This window comes from Spirosoma terrae (assembly GCF_010435915.1).
GTDB lineage: Bacteria > Bacteroidota > Bacteroidia > Cytophagales > Spirosomataceae > Spirosoma > Spirosoma terrae.
Genome location: NZ_JAAFZH010000014.1, coordinates 108,671 through 127,253, shown reverse-complemented (window position 1 = coordinate 127,253; position 18,583 = coordinate 108,671). Strand labels below are relative to the sequence as shown.

Annotated in this window: 13 protein-coding genes; 4 read left to right on the top strand and 9 right to left on the bottom strand. The window is 40.6% G+C overall.

Annotation, left to right across the window (positions count from 1 at the left end; translation table 11 throughout):
- Positions 1–5: 5 nt before the first annotated feature.
- The 7 genes from GK108_RS24095 to GK108_RS24065 form a co-directional block, all read right to left on the bottom strand.
- Positions 6–1,097: a glycosyltransferase family 4 protein gene (locus GK108_RS24095; RefSeq protein WP_163954006.1), complete on the bottom strand. Its 1,092-nt coding sequence runs from the start codon at positions 1,095–1,097 to the stop codon at positions 6–8.
- 20 nt (positions 1,098–1,117) lie between these two features.
- Entirely contained in the window at positions 1,118–1,858 is a 741-nt protein-coding gene (locus GK108_RS24090; protein WP_163954004.1) for a glycosyltransferase family 2 protein, read from the bottom strand.
- A gap of 25 nt (positions 1,859–1,883) precedes the next feature.
- Positions 1,884–2,627, bottom strand: a complete 744-nt coding sequence (locus GK108_RS24085) for a hypothetical protein (protein WP_163954002.1) — start codon at positions 2,625–2,627, stop codon at positions 1,884–1,886.
- A 6-nt stretch (positions 2,628–2,633) separates the two neighbouring features.
- On the bottom strand, positions 2,634–4,205 hold the full coding sequence (locus tag GK108_RS24080) for a lipopolysaccharide biosynthesis protein (RefSeq protein WP_163953999.1): 1,572 nt from the start codon (positions 4,203–4,205) through the stop codon (positions 2,634–2,636).
- Positions 4,206–4,277: 72 nt separating this feature from the next.
- On the bottom strand, positions 4,278–5,249 hold the full coding sequence (locus GK108_RS24075) for a GDP-mannose 4,6-dehydratase (RefSeq protein ID WP_163953997.1): 972 nt from the start codon (positions 5,247–5,249) through the stop codon (positions 4,278–4,280).
- An 8-nt stretch (positions 5,250–5,257) separates the two neighbouring features.
- Complete coding sequence (locus tag GK108_RS24070; RefSeq protein WP_163953995.1) at positions 5,258–6,337, bottom strand: Wzz/FepE/Etk N-terminal domain-containing protein; 1,080 nt, start codon at positions 6,335–6,337, stop codon at positions 5,258–5,260.
- A gap of 17 nt (positions 6,338–6,354) precedes the next feature.
- The gene (locus GK108_RS24065) at positions 6,355–8,754 is read right to left on the bottom strand and encodes an SLBB domain-containing protein (protein ID WP_163953993.1); all 2,400 of its coding nucleotides are present in this window, start codon (positions 8,752–8,754) and stop codon (positions 6,355–6,357) included.
- Between the two features lie 231 nt (positions 8,755–8,985).
- On the opposite strand from GK108_RS24065, the gene secA reads away from it, so the two are divergent.
- From secA to GK108_RS24045, 4 genes are all read left to right on the top strand, one after another.
- Entirely contained in the window at positions 8,986–12,372 is a 3,387-nt protein-coding gene (gene secA, locus GK108_RS24060) for a preprotein translocase subunit SecA (RefSeq protein WP_163953991.1), read from the top strand.
- A 91-nt stretch (positions 12,373–12,463) separates the two neighbouring features.
- On the top strand, positions 12,464–13,546 hold the full coding sequence (locus GK108_RS24055; RefSeq protein ID WP_163953989.1) for a hypothetical protein: 1,083 nt from the start codon (positions 12,464–12,466) through the stop codon (positions 13,544–13,546).
- A gap of 41 nt (positions 13,547–13,587) precedes the next feature.
- A complete protein-coding gene (locus tag GK108_RS24050) occupies positions 13,588–14,718 on the top strand; it encodes a glycosyltransferase (RefSeq protein WP_163953988.1) in 1,131 nt (376 codons plus the stop codon).
- A gap of 143 nt (positions 14,719–14,861) precedes the next feature.
- Positions 14,862–15,800, top strand: a complete 939-nt coding sequence (locus GK108_RS24045) for a 3-oxoacyl-ACP synthase III family protein (protein WP_163953985.1) — start codon at positions 14,862–14,864, stop codon at positions 15,798–15,800.
- A gap of 74 nt (positions 15,801–15,874) precedes the next feature.
- On the opposite strand, the gene GK108_RS24040 is transcribed toward GK108_RS24045, so the two are convergent.
- Both GK108_RS24040 and GK108_RS24035 read right to left on the bottom strand, forming a co-directional pair.
- Positions 15,875–17,851: a M1 family metallopeptidase gene (locus GK108_RS24040; RefSeq protein ID WP_163953983.1), complete on the bottom strand. Its 1,977-nt coding sequence runs from the start codon at positions 17,849–17,851 to the stop codon at positions 15,875–15,877.
- Between the two features lie 73 nt (positions 17,852–17,924).
- Complete coding sequence (locus GK108_RS24035) at positions 17,925–18,533, bottom strand: cytochrome c oxidase subunit 3 (protein WP_163953981.1); 609 nt, start codon at positions 18,531–18,533, stop codon at positions 17,925–17,927.
- Positions 18,534–18,583: the final 50 nt, after the last annotated feature.

Here is an 18,583-nt window from a genome sequence, read left to right as displayed (position 1 = left end):
GACATTTAAATAGCTCTTCTCGAATCTTCGGATAAAGAAGAGATAATGTTATTTAAGTGCATAGCTGATTGATACCAATTAAATTTTAGTATTTGTTTGTATCCCTCATTTATTAAATAAGCTCTTAATTCATCATTATTAAAAATACTTTCCAAACCTTCTTTTATACTATTAATATCATTAGGATCTACATATAGACTCGCGTCCCCACAGACTTCGGGCAAACTAGTTGTGTTAGAAACGAGTGTTGGACATCCGCATGCCATAGCTTCTAAGGGGGGAATGCCAAAGCCCTCAAAAAAAGAAGGATATGCAAATACTAAGGCATTTTGATAAAGATTAACTAACTCTTCATCATTTATATATCCTGTAAAAATAATATTTTTATCATTAGCAACTTCTGTCTTTATTTCACTATTAGCAAACACCTTATGCTCTGAACCAACAATCAATAATTTTGTATCAGTAAATTTACAAGCTTTATATGCTTTAATTAGACCAATAAAATTTTTCCTAGGATCTATAGAAGAAACCGCTAATATATATTTACCGTACGTATTAGCAACTTTAATTACAGGTGGATTTATAAATTGATTTGATACACTTGGATAAACGATATCTACTTTTTTTTCTTCAACTTTAAAGTATTTAATTATATCGTTTTTTGAACTTTTACTTATTGTAATAACGTGTTTTGCTTTCGAAACAGCCTTAGGAATAAAAAAATTGTATAAAAAAGAAAAAGTGTATGAAAACCATTCAGGATGTAAATGAAAAGACAAATCTAAAACTGATACAATATTATTTCTATATAAAATAGGTGCTAAATTACATAAATTAATAAGAAGTGGATTTTTATATTTACGTAAAAGTATAGGTAATTCAATTTGCTCCCAAATAATACCTTTTTTAATTCTTCCAATAATTTTAACGTCCAGCTCTTGCGCAATATCGTTATGCAAAATTTTATTGGGAGCAACTAAAACTATGTCTGGCCGAATTTTTTTTAATTCTCGGCATAACTCAATAGCAAAGCGTTGAGTACCTGTTATAGGTTGTGTAAGAAATCGGGCATTAACAAAAACTGTATTATCCATGATTTAAAATACAATTACTTTCACACAAAATTCTTCTTACGAATCCATTTAAGCCAAAGCCGAACATGATCCATTACGTATCTGTAAATATACTTGTTACGAGACATAAGACCTAATTTTAGCCATAAACTGTAGTTCTCTAATACCGCTTTAAAATTATGAGAAGCTCCCCCCTCTCGAAAATTCGCCAGAACTTTTTCTATAGCTATGAACTTTACATTATTCTTCTTTAAACGCAACATGAGTTCATAATCTCCAACATATTTAAGTGATTCGTCAAACTTTCCATAATTACAATAAAATGATTTTGGCAAGAAACAGGTAGGATGCTCTATCATCTTGTGGCTAAGTTGATTTGCCATATTACATTGTAAACCTATAATCTCATCTTGATGAAAAGTTCTTTGAATACCATGGAATACAGCATCCCCATGCGCCATGAAAGCCTCTATCGCAAATTCTACAGTTCTTTCTTCATACCAATCATCACTATTTATTATTCCTATTAACTCTCCTTTAGCTAAAAAAAGGCCTTTATTCATGGCATTGTAAATACCTTTATCTGGCTCAGATATATAGCTTATAGTATTAGGATATTGTGAGGCATATTCTTTTATTATTTTTAACGTATTGTCTGTAGAATTTCCATCTATAATTAAATATTCAATATTTGGATATGTCTGCCTTAGTACAGATTCTATTGTTTGGATAATAGTTTTTTCACTATTGTAACACACCGTAATTATAGAAACTAATTTCATAAATTGTTTTTTATCAATCAGTTGATTATATCCAGGGCAAATTACCTAAGCCAAAACTTTTATACTTAATATAGTATTTATACTTATAGCGTAACCAATGGAAATAATTACTTTTATATTTAGCTCCAGTAGATCCACTATAACCTTCGATTCTTGGCAAAGTAACAAAAGGCCTATAAATATGACCGTTCGCAATGTAATTTAATACAGCTTTTGAAAGGGCATGCTCAAAATATATGCCTTCACTATCATTAATCACATTTTTATAATTTATTAGGTAATCATAAATAAAGACTTTTGAAAATCCAAAAAAGCGAGAGTCTACGAAAGAGAGATTCCATTTAAAATCAGCCATGATATTTATTGTAGGCTCTGCTAGATAGGTTTCAAAGAAAATTTTAAAGTTTAAAACTTTATATCTACCCGTTACTTTAAATATAAAATCACACTGATTAATAAACTTTGAAAAAGAATAGGCATATTCTAGACATAGTAGCTCTCCGTAACCCTTTCCTAATTGCCTATCATAATTGTTTCCATCAAAAGTAATCATTTCTAATCTACCACCCATCACTTCATCAATGAAATGAGTACTAATATCAGTATTTGAGTTTTCTATAAATATTATAGGTATATCAGTATATTTTAACCAAAACCTTAATGCACTAATATATTCATTTTTACGAACTTCGATATCTTGAAGTTCTGTCATTATCATATTATTGGGATTAACCGTACCAGTAAGTAAAAGCACAATATTCTTATTCATTATTATCTAAATTTTGTGTTCTATTTTCGGCAAGACGATTGTATTATAAATAAATTGAATAGACTTCCGAAATAAAATACCAGTTAAACTAACAAATACAATGAAAGAGAGAATAGCTATTAATAATATATTTACAATATCTGTCATATTCTCATTTATAAGTTGGTATATAACGTTTGTCATATAATATGTAGCATATGTAATTAGTAATATAGGTAATAATATTTGTTTTATATACGATGAAAAAAGTACATTCAATCGCTTAAGCGTATAATACATTACATACCAGTTCAAAGTAATTAACCTTGAGATTAGAGTAGCAAGCGCTATTCCAAATAAGCCGTTATATTTACCTAAGAAGTATCCTAATCCAACCGTTAAAAGGCCTGCAATTAACGTCCATTTATTAAATGGCCATGAACCTGTATTCCAAACGAAGTTACCAGCTATTGAATGCTGAACTTCTAAGAATGTAATAATTCCAAATACAATACTAAAGGAGTTTCCTAGGAAGTGATCTGAACCAACCCATAAAGACATAATATTTGGCGCACAATTGATTTCAATAATTATGAGGATAGATACTATTGATAAACATAGTATCATAGTACTATTGAATAATAACTTTATTGCTTCCTTTTCATTTTTAGAATGGTACCTAGCGATGAATGGACCTAAGGACTGATTTATTACTAGTGAAATAGATGTTATATATAAAAATATTTGCTGATTAATAGCGTAGTCAGAAATTGCGTTAGCCCCAACAATAATTGATGCAACAAAAATATTCCCTTGAGAAATAAGCCACGCTCCTAACTGAGTTAGTGCTAATGGTAAAGATTGTTTATATATTTGATTTGCAATATCAATTTTAATATTATCTAATTTGAAAAGACTTTTTCCATCGACTTGATGCTTATACTTCTTACATAAAAACTTATGTATAGAATAAAATTGGAGAAAATTCTGCAGGGCAAAGCAGGAAGTAACAAATATTATTGATTGATAATGTGGTAATAAAAAAAATAGAAGAATAAAATATATGATTTGACTTATACTACGTATTCCACTATCTATACCGACGTCTCTATATCCAATTAATATAGCAGCGGGTATATTTGATATTAGGCTAAAAATTACTCCTATTATATAAATTAGGAAACTTATTTCTAAATTTATAGAATGTTTAGAAAGGTCATAAATGTGTACATATATTATAAGGCTTACAGTACCTATTAATACAAGTATTATACTGAATGAAATTAAAGAAGTCGCATAAATTTGCTTAACTGAATAATATGCTAATTTACTTATTAAATCGTTATCAAATCTATCATCCTTCGTAGTATCAATGTAAGCGATTAGTCTTGAAATAGTTTGAACTAATCCTAGATCTGCCATTTGCAAAAAAGCTCCTAAAGCATAAAATATATACCAAAAGCTAATCTCTTCCTTGTTTAAATACTTAAATAACAGAGGTGTTTGAAAAATACCGATGCCTATAGTAAGAACAAATCTTATCCATGAATATGATACGCCTTTTAACAGTCTATATATGTCGGATTTTCTTTTTAACATTATTTATTATTATACACTTATGACACTTATTCTTTTTAGAATAAGAAATTTTAGATATAGATAACACAAATTTTATTTCATACTTTTTAGAGTTGCCATTTTCTGGCTTACCATTAGTTCAGCAACTTGTTTCATTGTATGTTTGGCAGACCAATTTAATTTTAATTTTGCTTTCTGCGGGTTAGCGTAGCCTTCCTTTATATCAGTTGGCCGAAAAAATCTAGCATCGCTTATTATATAATTTTCCCAATTTAAATTAAGGCAGTCAAATGTTGCCTTGATGAAATCCTTTAATGCATAAGTGTAACCAGTAGCAATAACGTAGTCATCCGCTATTGATTGCTGTAACATCAACCACATTGCTTCAACATAATCTGGAGCCCAGCCCCAATCCCGCGCTATATCAATGTTTCCCAGAGTAAGCATTTCTTTACTACCACATGCTATACGGCATGCGGTTGTAACAATTTTTTGAGTCACAAACCTTTCAGGTCTTAGTGGTGATTCGTGATTAAATAGAATCCCAGTGCTTGCATGTAATTCATAAGCCTCCCTATAGTTTGCTACCTGCCAAAACGCGGCTGCTTTAGCAACACCATATGGGCTACGAGGCCGAAAAGGGGTTACTTCATCCGCTGCGTAATTCCCAGTGTCACCAAAACATTCACTTGATCCAGCATTGTAAAAACGAATTGGATTTCCCACAAATCGTATCGCTTCTAGTAAGTTAAGTGTTCCAACACTTATACTTTCTAGGGTTTCAACAGGTTGATCAAATGAAAGTCCTACAGAACTTTGACCTGCTAAATTGTATACTTCATCAGGCTTAGTTCGTTGTAGGGTTTGTAATACTGAACGAAAATCATTTATACTGATAGAAACCGCTTCTACTTCTTTCCGAATTCCTAAATGCACTAGACTAGTAAATGACGACATCTGGGCGTCGCGAGATCCACCAAAAACTTTATATCCTTTTTTCAGCAGTAGACTCGCTAAATACGCACCATCCTGACCCGAAACACCACATATAAGCGCAGTTTTCACAAAATTAATTATTTAAATTTGAAAGAAAATTCACGTATTCCATAGAAAATAAGGCCTATTATAGTAGCCGCTATAGTAAACCCTAATATTATTAAACTGCGTTTAGGGGCATATTTTTTCAATGGAACTTGAGCTGGTTCTAGTATTTTAAAGATTGGTGACTCTTCTTCTACTTTGATTTTAGCTTGTTCTAATTGTTTAGATAAATCATTATAGACTGTTTGAGAGAGTAAAAACTCGGCCTGTAACCTTTGCTCTTCTATTTTTGCAGTATTTAAGAATAAACTACGATTCTTATCACGATAGTTTGATAAGTTGTACTCTGCAACTTCGTACTTGCTTTTAGCCTCTGATACTTGTTTAGACAAAAAAGCCACTTGATTTCTGGCTTTTTCAGTTCGATAGCTAGTAATATACTCCGTTAAGTATTCCAAAGATAAGCGCGCTACTATAGCTGCCACTATTTGGTCAGGTAGAATAACAGAAATCTTAATCATACCTGTTTTCTTATCAAATGTGGCTACTACAGATGTCTGTATCTGTTTTACCAAATTTTCTTGTTCATCTGTAAGTTGAATCGTAGGGCCTATATTTTTAGTATTATACTTTTCTATTGACTTGTCATCATAACTTTTAAAAAACAATTTACTAATTATACCTTTTTGACTTTGCTGTTTGAAAAACTCTTTTAAGGATACTTCTTTTTTTAATACTGAATAATAAACTGGCTGCTCTAAAATATATAGGGCAAATGGCACACTGCTCAAAACATCCGGGTAAATATCTGGCCTTATTGCATCTACACTTCCTCCAGACATACTATTTATATCAATACCTGCAAGTCCAGCTAAAGAGCCTAACCCACTTAATCCTGCATTTTTTGTTTGAATCTCTGGTAATACTATAATTTGAGAGATATATTGATTAGGTTTACTAAAGGCAAATAGCGCACCTATTAATATACCTATAATAGAAAAAGCGATAATATTCCATCGTTTATTCCTCAAAAACAGCAAAATCTCACTTAATCGAATCTCGATTTCGTCCTCATCAACGCTTTCCTTCTTTTTTGTTTCAATAACTGACATAAGTATTTAGAAAGTCATTAACGAACTAATACATTAATTAAAGCAATAGACACAGTCGCAAGTAAAGAGAATATCCCTATTCGTTCTGCTGGAGTTAATTTGTTATTATCCAATGGCTTAAAAGGTACTACTACTGTTGAACCAGGTTCAACTTCTGGCCTTGATGTAAAGAATAGAAACTTGTGGGTCCGATCTTTGCGTCCATTTGGATAGATTACATAAGCCTTACTTTTCCGTGCATTATCAGTATAACCGCCAGCTTCACTGATGTAATCACCAAATTTATAATCAGACTTAAAACTGACAGCGGATGGATTAAGAACACCACCCTGTATGGAGACTATTTCGGACCGGCGAGCTATAACCAATGTATCGCCATCCTGAAGTAATAGATTTTCTTCCGCCCCTGGGTCAGTAAGTACATTTCGCAAATCGTTACCGATTACTTCTCCTTTTCTAAGAATACGGGCACCTGCTAAATAGGCTTCAGGTTTTAGTCCACCAGCTCGTTTAATAATATCACTAATGCGCTCTTCGCGGCTAAATATTGCATAGTTCCCGGGCTGCATCACTTCACCTGATACGTTTACCTGCCGTTGTGCTTCATAATTGGCTGATGTACGGACGTAGACAATGTCAAATGGCTGTAGCTGAAATCCAGCAGAATTCCGTGAGCTACTATCCAGCGGGCTAATCTGCAAATTACGATCTATGGCAAAGCGATATATATCTAATACCGTTGGGCGGATTCCCGATGAATCCTGCCGAATACGTCGTGATACCTCAATCAAGCTTGGCTTAGCTCCTTCCTGAAAACCACCTGCCTGCGCAATTAGATCAGCAACACTCAAATTATTAACAAAAGGAATTGTGTCTGGCTTATTGACTGCCCCTTCAACAATGACATAGTACTCTTCACGTAAATCCCGAATAGATAGAACCGTTAAACTGTCTTGCCGCTGAAGTGTAATATCCGAAATTTCTCCACGCAATAGCTTGCCCAAATCAAATGATAAATTCTCGCGGTCCATATCAGCTCGTTCCCGTAGGATCGTAGCCCGATTCGTAAATGCATCTTTACGCAATCCCTCTGCCCGTTCGACCAACTGCTTCACTGTTTCCAACCCAGGCTCTAGTGCGTAATCCCCTGGACGCATTACCGCACCAGCTATCTGAACTCGGTTTTCGTAACGTTCAAGAATTTTACCGACAAAATACTTGTCTCCACGTTGAGGCATAAAGTTAGCTAGCTGATCTTCAGTGATCGTAACGATTCTACGTTCCCTAGAGGTATTGCGTCGAAGGGTGATAGAGGCTCGGTAAGCATCATCGCCAAAGCCACCCGCGTAACTAAGCAAATTTTTCAGCGTTTCACCAGGTAACATTTCAAAAATAGCAGGGCGACGTACTTCTCCCGTTAATTCAACCCGAGTTTCGTAATCAGCTACCCGTATTACGTCTTGATCCTGCAAACGGATATTATCCCGCTGATCGGCTCGCAAGATAAAATCATACAAATCGATAGTACGTATGACCCGGTTGCCACGGATGATATTAATCTTACGAAAAGATCCGGTTTCTGGATTTGGCCCCCCCGCCAGATAAAGCGCATTGAAAGCAGTACCCAACGATGATATAGTATACGTGCCTGGATGAACAACTTCGCCAACCAATGTTACACGTATACTACGGATATTTGTCAATGTTACGTTCGCTGTAGTCCCGCTACCAGGCTGCCCAAGTCCCTGGTAGCCGCCTTGCCGTAAACGAGTAATTATTCGCTGTTCGGCCTGCTCTACAGTAAGCCCTGCTACAAAAATAGGAGGCAGATTAGGCACTTTTACTGTTCCATCTGGTGTCACTTTCAAATCAAAGTCACCTGTGGAAGCGCCTGCAATATCGACTCGAATCTCATCATCGGGACCAACTATATAGCTACGGGGTGTAGCAATACGTAAATTTGGTTCAAATGACAGATTGGCATTTTCAAAAAGCGATGCCCCAAAAACTTTTAGCTTTTTGGTTGTGTCTCTACGTCCTTCTGTTGTAGGTAAGGAGTCAATACGTCGGGATATGTCATCAGGCAGCGTTCGGCCTCGATAACCACTCGTTTGCGTTTGGCTTTGGGGAATTGTTTGACGAGTGCGAAGATCGTTAATGCGTTTCCGCATCTTGGCAATATCATCCAGTGTATATCCCTGCGACATAGCCGCCTGTTCAATTTGAGCTTCTGTTAGACCACTGGATTGCCCTCTTTTATAAAAATTCATTACGTCTTCATCACTTAGTTGGTCAACACGTTGACGAGGAGCTTGAGCGAATACCTGATGTGTGGATGTCAGTGCTAATAGTACTAAACCAATATAAAATGGCTTTATACAACGAGTAAAACGTGACAATTTGTCGGTGGTAAGCATAAACAGTGGCTATTGGGCCAATATTTGATCCGCAAAAGTAATAGATTCCTTGTAAAAGCAAGTTCCCACTTAGTAAGCTGTGTCTATCAAGGGCTATCTTACCTTGTAGTCCCATCTTAATGCACTAAATTTGTAGAAAAATAATAGCTGCTAAAAAAGTAAGTACAGGCATATTTACAAACAGCTACAAAAAAACATAATTCTTAGAGCTGCTAATTATTTCCCGAAAATATGATTAATCTGATAGCTAAGTTTTTCGGTACTAAATCGCAACGAGACATTAAGGAATTGCTTCCTTATGTTGAAAAGGTGAATGCCGAGTTTGCCCGGTTAAAAGACCTTTCCAACGATGAGCTTCGTCGCGTATCAGCCGAACTTAAAGCACAGATCGCTGAGGAGTTAGGCGATATCGACAATCAATTGGTCGAACTCAGTGAAGCTGCCAATCATCCCGATGTGGATGTCAATGAAAAAGAACGTCTCTTTAACCAGATCGATAAACTGGAGGCCGATCGGAATACAGAGCTGGAGCGGGTCCTGATGGTGATTTTACCAAAAGCGTTTGCTGTTGTTAAAGAAACCGCCCGTCGGTTTACCGAAAATGAGCAGATTACGGTTACAGCCAACGATTTTGATCGTGAGATCGCGATCCGTAAACGAAATGTAGTAATCGATGGCGAGCTGGCTCACTGGGCTAATCGCTGGGATGCTGCCGGTACATCTGTCAAGTGGGATATGGTCCATTATGATGTACAGATTATTGGTGGTGTTGTTCTTCACCAGGGTAAAATTGCGGAAATGGCCACCGGTGAAGGTAAAACCCTGGTTGCTACGTTCCCCGCTTTCCTGAATGGTCTGGCGGGTCGTGGTGTACATATCGTAACGGTGAACGATTACCTGGCGAAACGTGACTCCGAATGGATGGCTCCGTTGTTCGAGTTCCACGGTCTTCGCGTCGACTGCATCGATAAACATCAGCCCAATTCGGTTGCCCGTAAGCAGGCTTATCTTGCCGATATTACGTATGGTACCAATAACGAATTCGGTTTTGATTATCTGCGCGATAACATGGCCCGCGAAACGGGCGAGCTGGTTCAGCGGAAACACCATTACGCGATGGTTGATGAGGTTGACTCCGTTTTAATTGATGACGCCCGAACACCATTAATTATCAGCGGTCCAGTACCTCGCGGTGATGAGCAGGATTACATTGAGCTGAAACCGCGTGTATCTCGCGTTGTGGAAGCACAGCGTAAGCTAGTCTATGACTATCTGAACGACGCGAAGAAGAAAATTGCCGCTGGTGATGAAAAAGAAGGAGGTTTATCATTGTTCCGGGCTTTCCGTGGTTTGCCGAAACATAAACCGCTGATCAAGTTTTTGAGTGAAACGGGTAATAAAGCGCTTCTACAAAAAACAGAAGCCATCTACTTGGCAGAGAATCAGAAATTAATGCCGGAAGCCGATGCTCCACTTTATTTCACGATTGATGAGCGGCACAACAGCATTGATCTGACCGAAAAAGGGATCGATTTCATTACGGGTTCAGGTGAAGATCCTAATTTCTTCATTCTTCCCGATCTGTCCATTGATTTGAACGCCATTGATAAGGATAGCGATTTCTCTGAGCAGGAAAAAATTCTGCATAAAGAAGCTGTTGTCCGCGACTACGCTGTAAAAACGCAGCGGATCAACACCGTCAATCAGCTATTGAAAGCATACTGTCTGTTTGAACGTGATACGGAATACGTTATCATGGACGGTAAGGTAAAAATAGTTGATGAGCAAACGGGACGTATCATGGAAGGTCGTCGTTGGTCGGACGGTTTGCACCAGGCGGTTGAAGCTAAGGAGAACGTAAAGGTTGAGGATGCGACTCAGACCTATGCGACTGTGACGCTTCAAAACTACTTCCGGATGTATCACAAACGGGCCGGTATGACCGGTACAGCTGAAACAGAAGCGTCTGAATTCTGGCAAATCTATAAAATGGACGTAGTGGTTATTCCAACCAACCGCACCATCAGCCGAAAAGACCAGGAAGACAAAGTATATCGTTCGGTCCGGGAAAAATACAATGCTGTGGCAGACGAAATCACCAGCCTGGTTGAAAAAGGCCGCCCAGTACTGGTTGGTACAACTTCAGTAGAAAACTCTGAGTTGCTAAGCCGGATGCTGACAATGCGTAAGATTCAGCACCAGGTTCTAAATGCGAAATACCACCAACGAGAAGCTGAAATTGTAGCATCGGCAGGTATGCCAGGCACCGTAACGATTGCTACGAACATGGCGGGTCGTGGTACGGACATTAAACTGACGCCAGAATCTAAAGCTGCGGGTGGTCTGGCTATTATCGGTACGGAACGCCACGAATCGCGCCGAGTTGACCGGCAGTTACGTGGTCGGGCTGGTCGTCAGGGTGACCCTGGTACGTCGCAGTTCTTTGTTTCGCTGGAAGATAGTCTGATGCGCTTGTTCGGCTCAGAACGTATTGCCAAAGTAATGGACCGCATGGGGCTGGAAGAAGGCGAAGTTATCCAGCACTCTATGATTACCAAGTCGATTGAGCGGGCGCAGAAAAAAGTCGAGGAAAACAACTTCGGCATTCGGAAGCGTTTGCTGGAATATGACGACGTAATGAACTACCAGCGTGAGGCCATCTACAAACGTCGTCGGAATGCGTTGTTTGGCGATCGGTTACCGCTCGACATTGCCAATACGATGTACGACGTAGTAGAAGAAACCGTCAATAATTCGGAAGGCAACTACGACGAAGTAAAACTTCAGTTGTTGACTACGCTTGGTTTTCAGCCACAACTAACTGGCGATGAATTCAACCGTCTGAAAAAAGCTGATCAGGTTCGTCGACTCTATGAAGAAACGGAAGAACAATATCAGGCAAAGAACCTCGCTATAGCCGACAAAGCACTACCTGTTCTGAATCAGGTATTCAATGAACAGGGGCATCAGATTAAAAATATTGTTGTTCCTTTCTCCGATGGTTTACACGAACTTACAGTTGTTGCTGATCTTCGTAAAGCCGTAGAAACAAGTGGACGGGAACTCGTTACGGAGATGGAAAAAGCCGTTACGCTTTCTGTCATTGACCAGGAGTGGAAAGAACACCTCCGCGAAATGGACGACCTGAAACAGTCCGTGCAGAATGCCGTATTTGAGCAGAAAGATCCGTTGCTCGTTTACAAATTCGAATCGGTCGAGCTGTTTAAGCGCTTCCTGAACAAAGTTAATTTTGATACGATTAGCTTCCTGACCAAAGCGGATATTCCGGCTCAGGCAGAAGAAGTGGAGCAGGAGATTCGCCAGGCACCAGCCCAACGTCGTCCAGAGCCTCAACCTGAGTTGCATACGAATATGGAAGATTTCGATGACGATCATCTGGCAACAGGTCCGGAAGAATATGCTCGTCGGATGGCCGAGAACGATGCTATGGGCGCCGGAGCCCCGCCAATGCCGCCACGTCAGCCAGTACGCGTCGCTAAGCTCGACCGCAACGCTCGCGTTAACGTACAATATGCCGACGGATCGGTTAAACGAGACGTTAAATTCAAAACGGTTGAGAACGACGTAGCAAGCGGCAAAGCTATGCTGATCGAGTAAATCAATCCTCTAAATTACTATTGCCAGAAAGCCTCCCAAATTGTATATTCGGGAGGCTTTCTGGCAATTAATAAAGACCACGTCAAATTGGATGCATAAAATTCTATGCGGATTGTTTCTGCTGAGTCTGTTTTCATTTCAGTCTCCTACCACCACGATTCGCCTTGCCCCTCAACCAATTTCCTTCACGCCTAAGGAATTTCATATCGCTACCATCACAGATCAACGTAGTGAAAAAGGCGCCATTGCCCGATTAGCTCTGGTGCTGAACCAACCACCTCAACCTGTCGATTTGCAAGGAGGAGTAGTAAACAGTTTTCGTACGTTTATCAATCAGAATCTAAAACAGAATCGGTCACTACGTCCGATTGCGGTTCGCATTCGGGAATGTAAGGTTACTGAAACGGCAGTAGGGAATCGAGTTACCGGCAACATTGCCTTTTTTGTAGCGTTTAAGCTACTGGGCAACGATGATTCTGGCGCTGAAACTAGCACCCGCCTAACCGAATATCGTAGTACGGCTAAATATACTCGTCCACTTGGCCAAATCGACGTTATCGGCACTACGATACGTCAGGCATTAGTTGCTTCCCTTACTAATCTTAATAATTATATGAATCGGGAAGCTGGCCAGAACGAAAAACTGGCCAAGGATCTGACCGTTACGTTTACCGATGACTCCCGAATTACCGACAACGATACTGTTTATTATAATCCAGATCGCAAGCTTACCTGGTCCGATTTCCGTGCTGTTCCGCGAGCGGGGAGCCGATACGCAGCGGAGGTCTTCACCAGCTTCGCTTATGAAGGTAAAAGCTCGGTCAAGAATGGCATTATCAATGTTAATCTGTTACTCAAAGCTTATATGCTTAAAAACTCATCTTGGGGCCGTGCAGAAGCCAAAACGCCCTATTCGCTGAATCATGAGCAACGCCATTTTGACATAACAAAAATCATTACCGAACGCTTTAAGCGAAAAATCCAGCCCGACAGTCTGACCCTGGAAGATTACAACAGCATTATCCAATACCAGTTTATCGAGCAATACCGAGAGATGAGCAAAATGCAGGAGATATATGATAGTGAAACAAACCACGGCATTAATCAGGCAGCACAGGAGCGATGGAATCAGCAAATTGATGCCGAACTACGTAGCTTTGGCGTAAAAAAATGAGGACGTTCTGTATGGTTCGCGAAGGAACGCTGTAGTCTTTCATGGAAAAAGTCCGCATTCTGCATATTAGTACTGCTCACCCTTACCAGGACCCACGGGTAACTAACAGAGTTATCCCTAGTCTTGCTCCGCATTATGATGTCATTGCCGCCTTACCTCATGCCCCAACTGGACGTAATAAGGGCGTTCACTACGTATGGCTCCCAAAATTCAGGAAGTTATTGTTCAGAGTTCTTTTTAGCCAGCCGTTAGCCTTTGGGTATGCTTTATACTTCCGCCCGAAACTTCTGCATCTCTACGATCCCGAACTAATTCCTTTGGCCCGGCTTATTCAACTGATTCTACGCATCCCGGTTATTTACGAGGTACACGAGAATTTCTATAAAAAGCTGGACACGAAGGCTACGAACCAGGGTTCATGGGCAATCTGGCCATTTAGATGGGCCGATAGACTAGCTCACCGACAATTTTATCTCATTTTCACTGAACATGGCTATCTGGACACCTATACCGATTTGCAGAACCCGTATTGTATCATCTATAATTTTCCGCAATTATCGTTTCTGGATCAATTTCGAAAAGCTTATTCACCTAATTCGATAGCTCCTGAATTTTTCTACATTGGCCAGATCAGTCTTGAAAGAGCTTTTGATACGTTGGTTGCTGGACTAGCTCTGGTAAAAACAAAATACCCTGGGTTTATAATGTATTTGTTTGGTGAGAGGCAACTACCGAAAAGCGAGCTGGATCAACTCCCTGGCTATGACTCCATTCGAGATAATCTGCGTTTTTATGGGTATACCGACCAACAAAAGGCTTTTCAGTATATAGACAACGTAACGGCTGGTCTGGCCCTGCTCAAACCAGTTGGCGATTATACGGAATCGTACCCGACTAAGCTTTTTGAGTATATGGCTTTAGGCTTACCCGTTATTACGTCGGATTTTCGGCTGTACAAAGATGTAGTAGAACGCTATGACTGTGGCTTTTGTATTTCACCACATGATCCTGTTCAGGTAGCGCAAGCACTTATCGAGTTGATTGAGAACCCAGAAAAAGCTTTTACGATGGGGCTAAACGGTAGACAAGCTGTGGAGCGTAAGTACAATTGGAGCAGCGAGTCAGAAAAGCTACTAAACTACTATACGCTTATACTTGACAAACGTATATGATGCGGGTAATTTTTTCGTTAAAATAAAAAATTACCAATACTTTATAGTATTGTTCTAATGTTTGATACCATACTTTCCCGGAAGGGTTTAACTTTCGGCGTTAATTCAGGTTATGCCTGCGTTAGCCTTACTTTTTTGACCTGATGTACATCCATGCAGTAAGTCACTATCTCCCAACAGAGATAGTTGGTAACGAACATTTTACGAGGCTAAACGGCCTTTCCAGCGACTGGATTATTGAACGAACCGGAATTGAAGAACGGCGTAAAGCAGCTCCAGGTGAGAATACGAATACGATGACACTCGATGCGGTTCGGCGGCTTATGCCTAAAGCAGACCTGTCGACGGTGGATTTAATCGTTGGAGCTACCTACACGCCTTACGATACCATTGTATCGTTGGCACACGAAGCTCAGCATCTTCTCCAGATTCCAGATATTCCCGTTATTTCAATTTCGACGGCCTGCTCTTCTTTGCTCAACGCCATTGAAGTAGTTGAAGGATATTTCGCACTCAATAAAGCAAGCCGGGCTCTGGTTATCGTATCGGAACATAATACGGCCTACAATAACGAACAGGATACGGTTTCCGGCCACTTATGGGGCGATGGGGCGGCCGCTTTGCTCATCACTAAAGAACGGCAGAGCGAAGGCGACTTTACTATTAAAACATTGTTGACGGGCGGAGCTGCTCATACCCCCAAAGCTACTACAGGGGTAATGATGAAACCGATAGATGGCGGAGTTACGATGCCGTTTGGCCGGGACGTATTCATCAATGCTTGTCAATATATGCCGAAGGGTATTCAGCAAGCGCTCGAACGTAGCAACCTGGCTCTATCTGACGTTGATTACGTATTGCCACATCAGGCTAATCTGCGCATCTCGCGGAACGTAATGAAAACGCTGAATTTACCGGAGGAGAAGCTAATTTCTAATATCCAGCGCTATGGTAATACTGGCTGCGCCGGTTGTGCCATCGCCCTTTCTGAAAATTGGGATACGTTCCAGAAAGGTCAGCACATTGCCGTTACGGTTTTTGGCGGAGGGTATTCATACGGCGCTATGATTATAGAAGTTTAATTGCCCATAAATAGCATCGGGGGCAGCAGTAAGATCGCTTACTGCTGCCCCCGATGCTATTTACTACGTATCATCTACTGAGATTCGGCCCGCCAGACATTATTTTTTTCGTTAATATCGGGGAGCTTTTCATCTGGATCGAGCACTACCGTTTTCAGGGAAGACGTCGAATTGTATTTAAACGTCCAGGAGCCTCCCCGCTGCCATATTTCTATTGGCAGATTCACACGACCTTTCTTACCGTTACTTTCTGTTACTTCAATAGTAGCGGGCATAGCGAACTTATCGAGGTTTTCGATCGTGATCAACGAGCCTTTTTCCGCAGAACCGTCAACGTATTTTACGTCTTTAATGGCCTGATCGAGTTTCCAGGTTTCGTAGAAAAAGCCACGCCAGAACCAGCCCAAATCCTCGCCTGCACCATCTTCTATGCTACGGAAAAAATCATACGGTGTTGGATGCTTAAACGCCCAGCGATTGACATAATTCTTGAATGCAAAATCAAATCGATCGGCACCTAAGACAACATCCCGAAGCAACTTAAGACCCATACCGGGTTTATAATAGGCCAGGATTCCTAAAGCGCGAGCCTGCTGCACATCAGGAATAGTCATGATTGGTTCTGTTGGGTAAAATAAGGCAGGAGCAATATCATGCATGGTGCCCCGCTCACGGTCATACTCGCCTTTGTTGAAGTTAGCCGTAGAGAGCGTATTGATAAACGTATTGAATCCTTCGTCCATCCAGGGAAATTTCCGCTCGTTGTTACCGACAATCATTGGAAACCAGTTATGGCCAAATTCGTGATCGGTTACGCCCCAAAGCCCATCTTTACGGCTTTTGTGATCGCAAAAGATAATACCCGGATATTCCATACCACCTACGATTCCCGCTACGTTAGTGGCAACCGGATAGCTATATTCATAGAGGTATTTGGAATAGAACTCAACGCATCCTTTAACGTATTCCGTTGAACGCCCCCAGGCGTCATTGCCTGCACTTTCAACCGGATATACCGACTGTGCCAACGCAACCTTACCACTTGGTAATGTCATTTTAGCCGCATCCCAGATAAACCCTTTTGAGGATGCCCACGCTACGTCACGGGTGTTTACGCAACGAAATTTCCAGGTTAAGGTACCCGATTTTTTGGGCCGTGAGCTGACATTGTTCACCTCATCTTTGGTACGAATCATGACCGTTTGATCGCTCTGACGGGCCTGCGCCAGGCGTTTGATCTGGTCGGCCGTTAATACGTCGTTAGGATTTAGCAACTCGCCCGAACCAACCACAATATGATCCCAGGGAACAGTAACGTTGTATTCCATATCGCCGTAATCGAGGTAGAACTCACCCGCTCCCAGATAAGGCAGTACGTTCCACCCCTCGATGTCGTCGTAGACACACATTCGTGGGTACCACTGGGCGATTTCGTAGATGATGCCATCTTTACGGGTTACTTTACCCATACGGTCAGAGCCGTATTCAGGAATTTTAAAGGAATACGCAATTTTTACTTTTACTACGTCTCCATTGGCCTTAACCGGCTCAGACAACCGGATCTGCATCCGCGTATCCGTTATTTCGTAAGGTACCGTAGCAAATTTATTACCGCCCTGATCTACTGTTACGCTGGATATCGTTAATCCGCCCGCAAACCCCATATTCCCAAAACGGCCGCCTGTGACCGGCGTCGTCTTAGCCGCTCTCGACGTATCGCTAAACGCATTCTGGTCGAGCTGTAACCAGAGATAAGACAGTATTTCCGGAGAGTTGTTTTTATACGTAATTGTTACGTCGCCAGCAATGGTATTTTGCTGCTCATCCAGCGCTACGTTGATCTGATAATCAGATTTATTCTGCCAGTATCGGGGGCCGGGCGCACCACTACCTGTTCGGTAATCGTTGCCGGGCTGCATATTAAACAGAGGGTGAAACAAAGCCAGTGGATCATACTTAGATCCTGGTGCAGATGTTGACGACGGTGCATTTTGAGCGACTGAAACGAAACTTAACGCCCAAAGCCCCGCCCCAAGAGCAATTTTTCTCATGAAGCGATAAAAGACAATTTTATACAAATAACGAAATAAAGCAGCAAAACCGGATAGCTATACTGTTGAACGGTTAGAGCGGTAATTCCAGATCAAGGCCGTGGTGAACTAACAGAAAGACAAACAAACCGATCCAGAGAATATCAACAAAATGCCAGTATAACGTAATAAGCCTAATTTTCAGTTGATTTGGTGGGTTGACGCTATACACAAATGAATCAACGTATAATCGGCGACGTAATGCTTCGACTAAGGCAATTCCTAAAAAAATCAGGCCAATCAGGATATGTAATAAATGAATTCCGGAGATAATATAGACAAAACTGCCAGCCGGATTATTGTCTAATCCAATACCCGCCAGAATCATTTGGCGCCAACCCCAGGCCTGTAAACAAATGAACAATAAGCCTAATACAAGCGTAGAGGCCATATTGATCCGGTAGCTACTAAAACGCTCATGCCGAAACGCCTGATTAGCGTTATTAAGCGTAAAGCTGCTCAACAAAATAACGAGCGTGCTTACCAGGAATACGTTAGGAAGTTTTACATCAGTCCAGCCAGAGCCAGTTCGGCGAACAATGTAGGTTACCAGAAGCATCGTAAACAACAGTACGCTACTGGCAATACCTAGCCAAACCATAAAGCGGAACGGCTCCCGCCGTTTCGTGATGAAGTTGCTCATTTACCTTCATTTACCGGATCGCCGGTACCGACTTTCATCTTACATAGGTT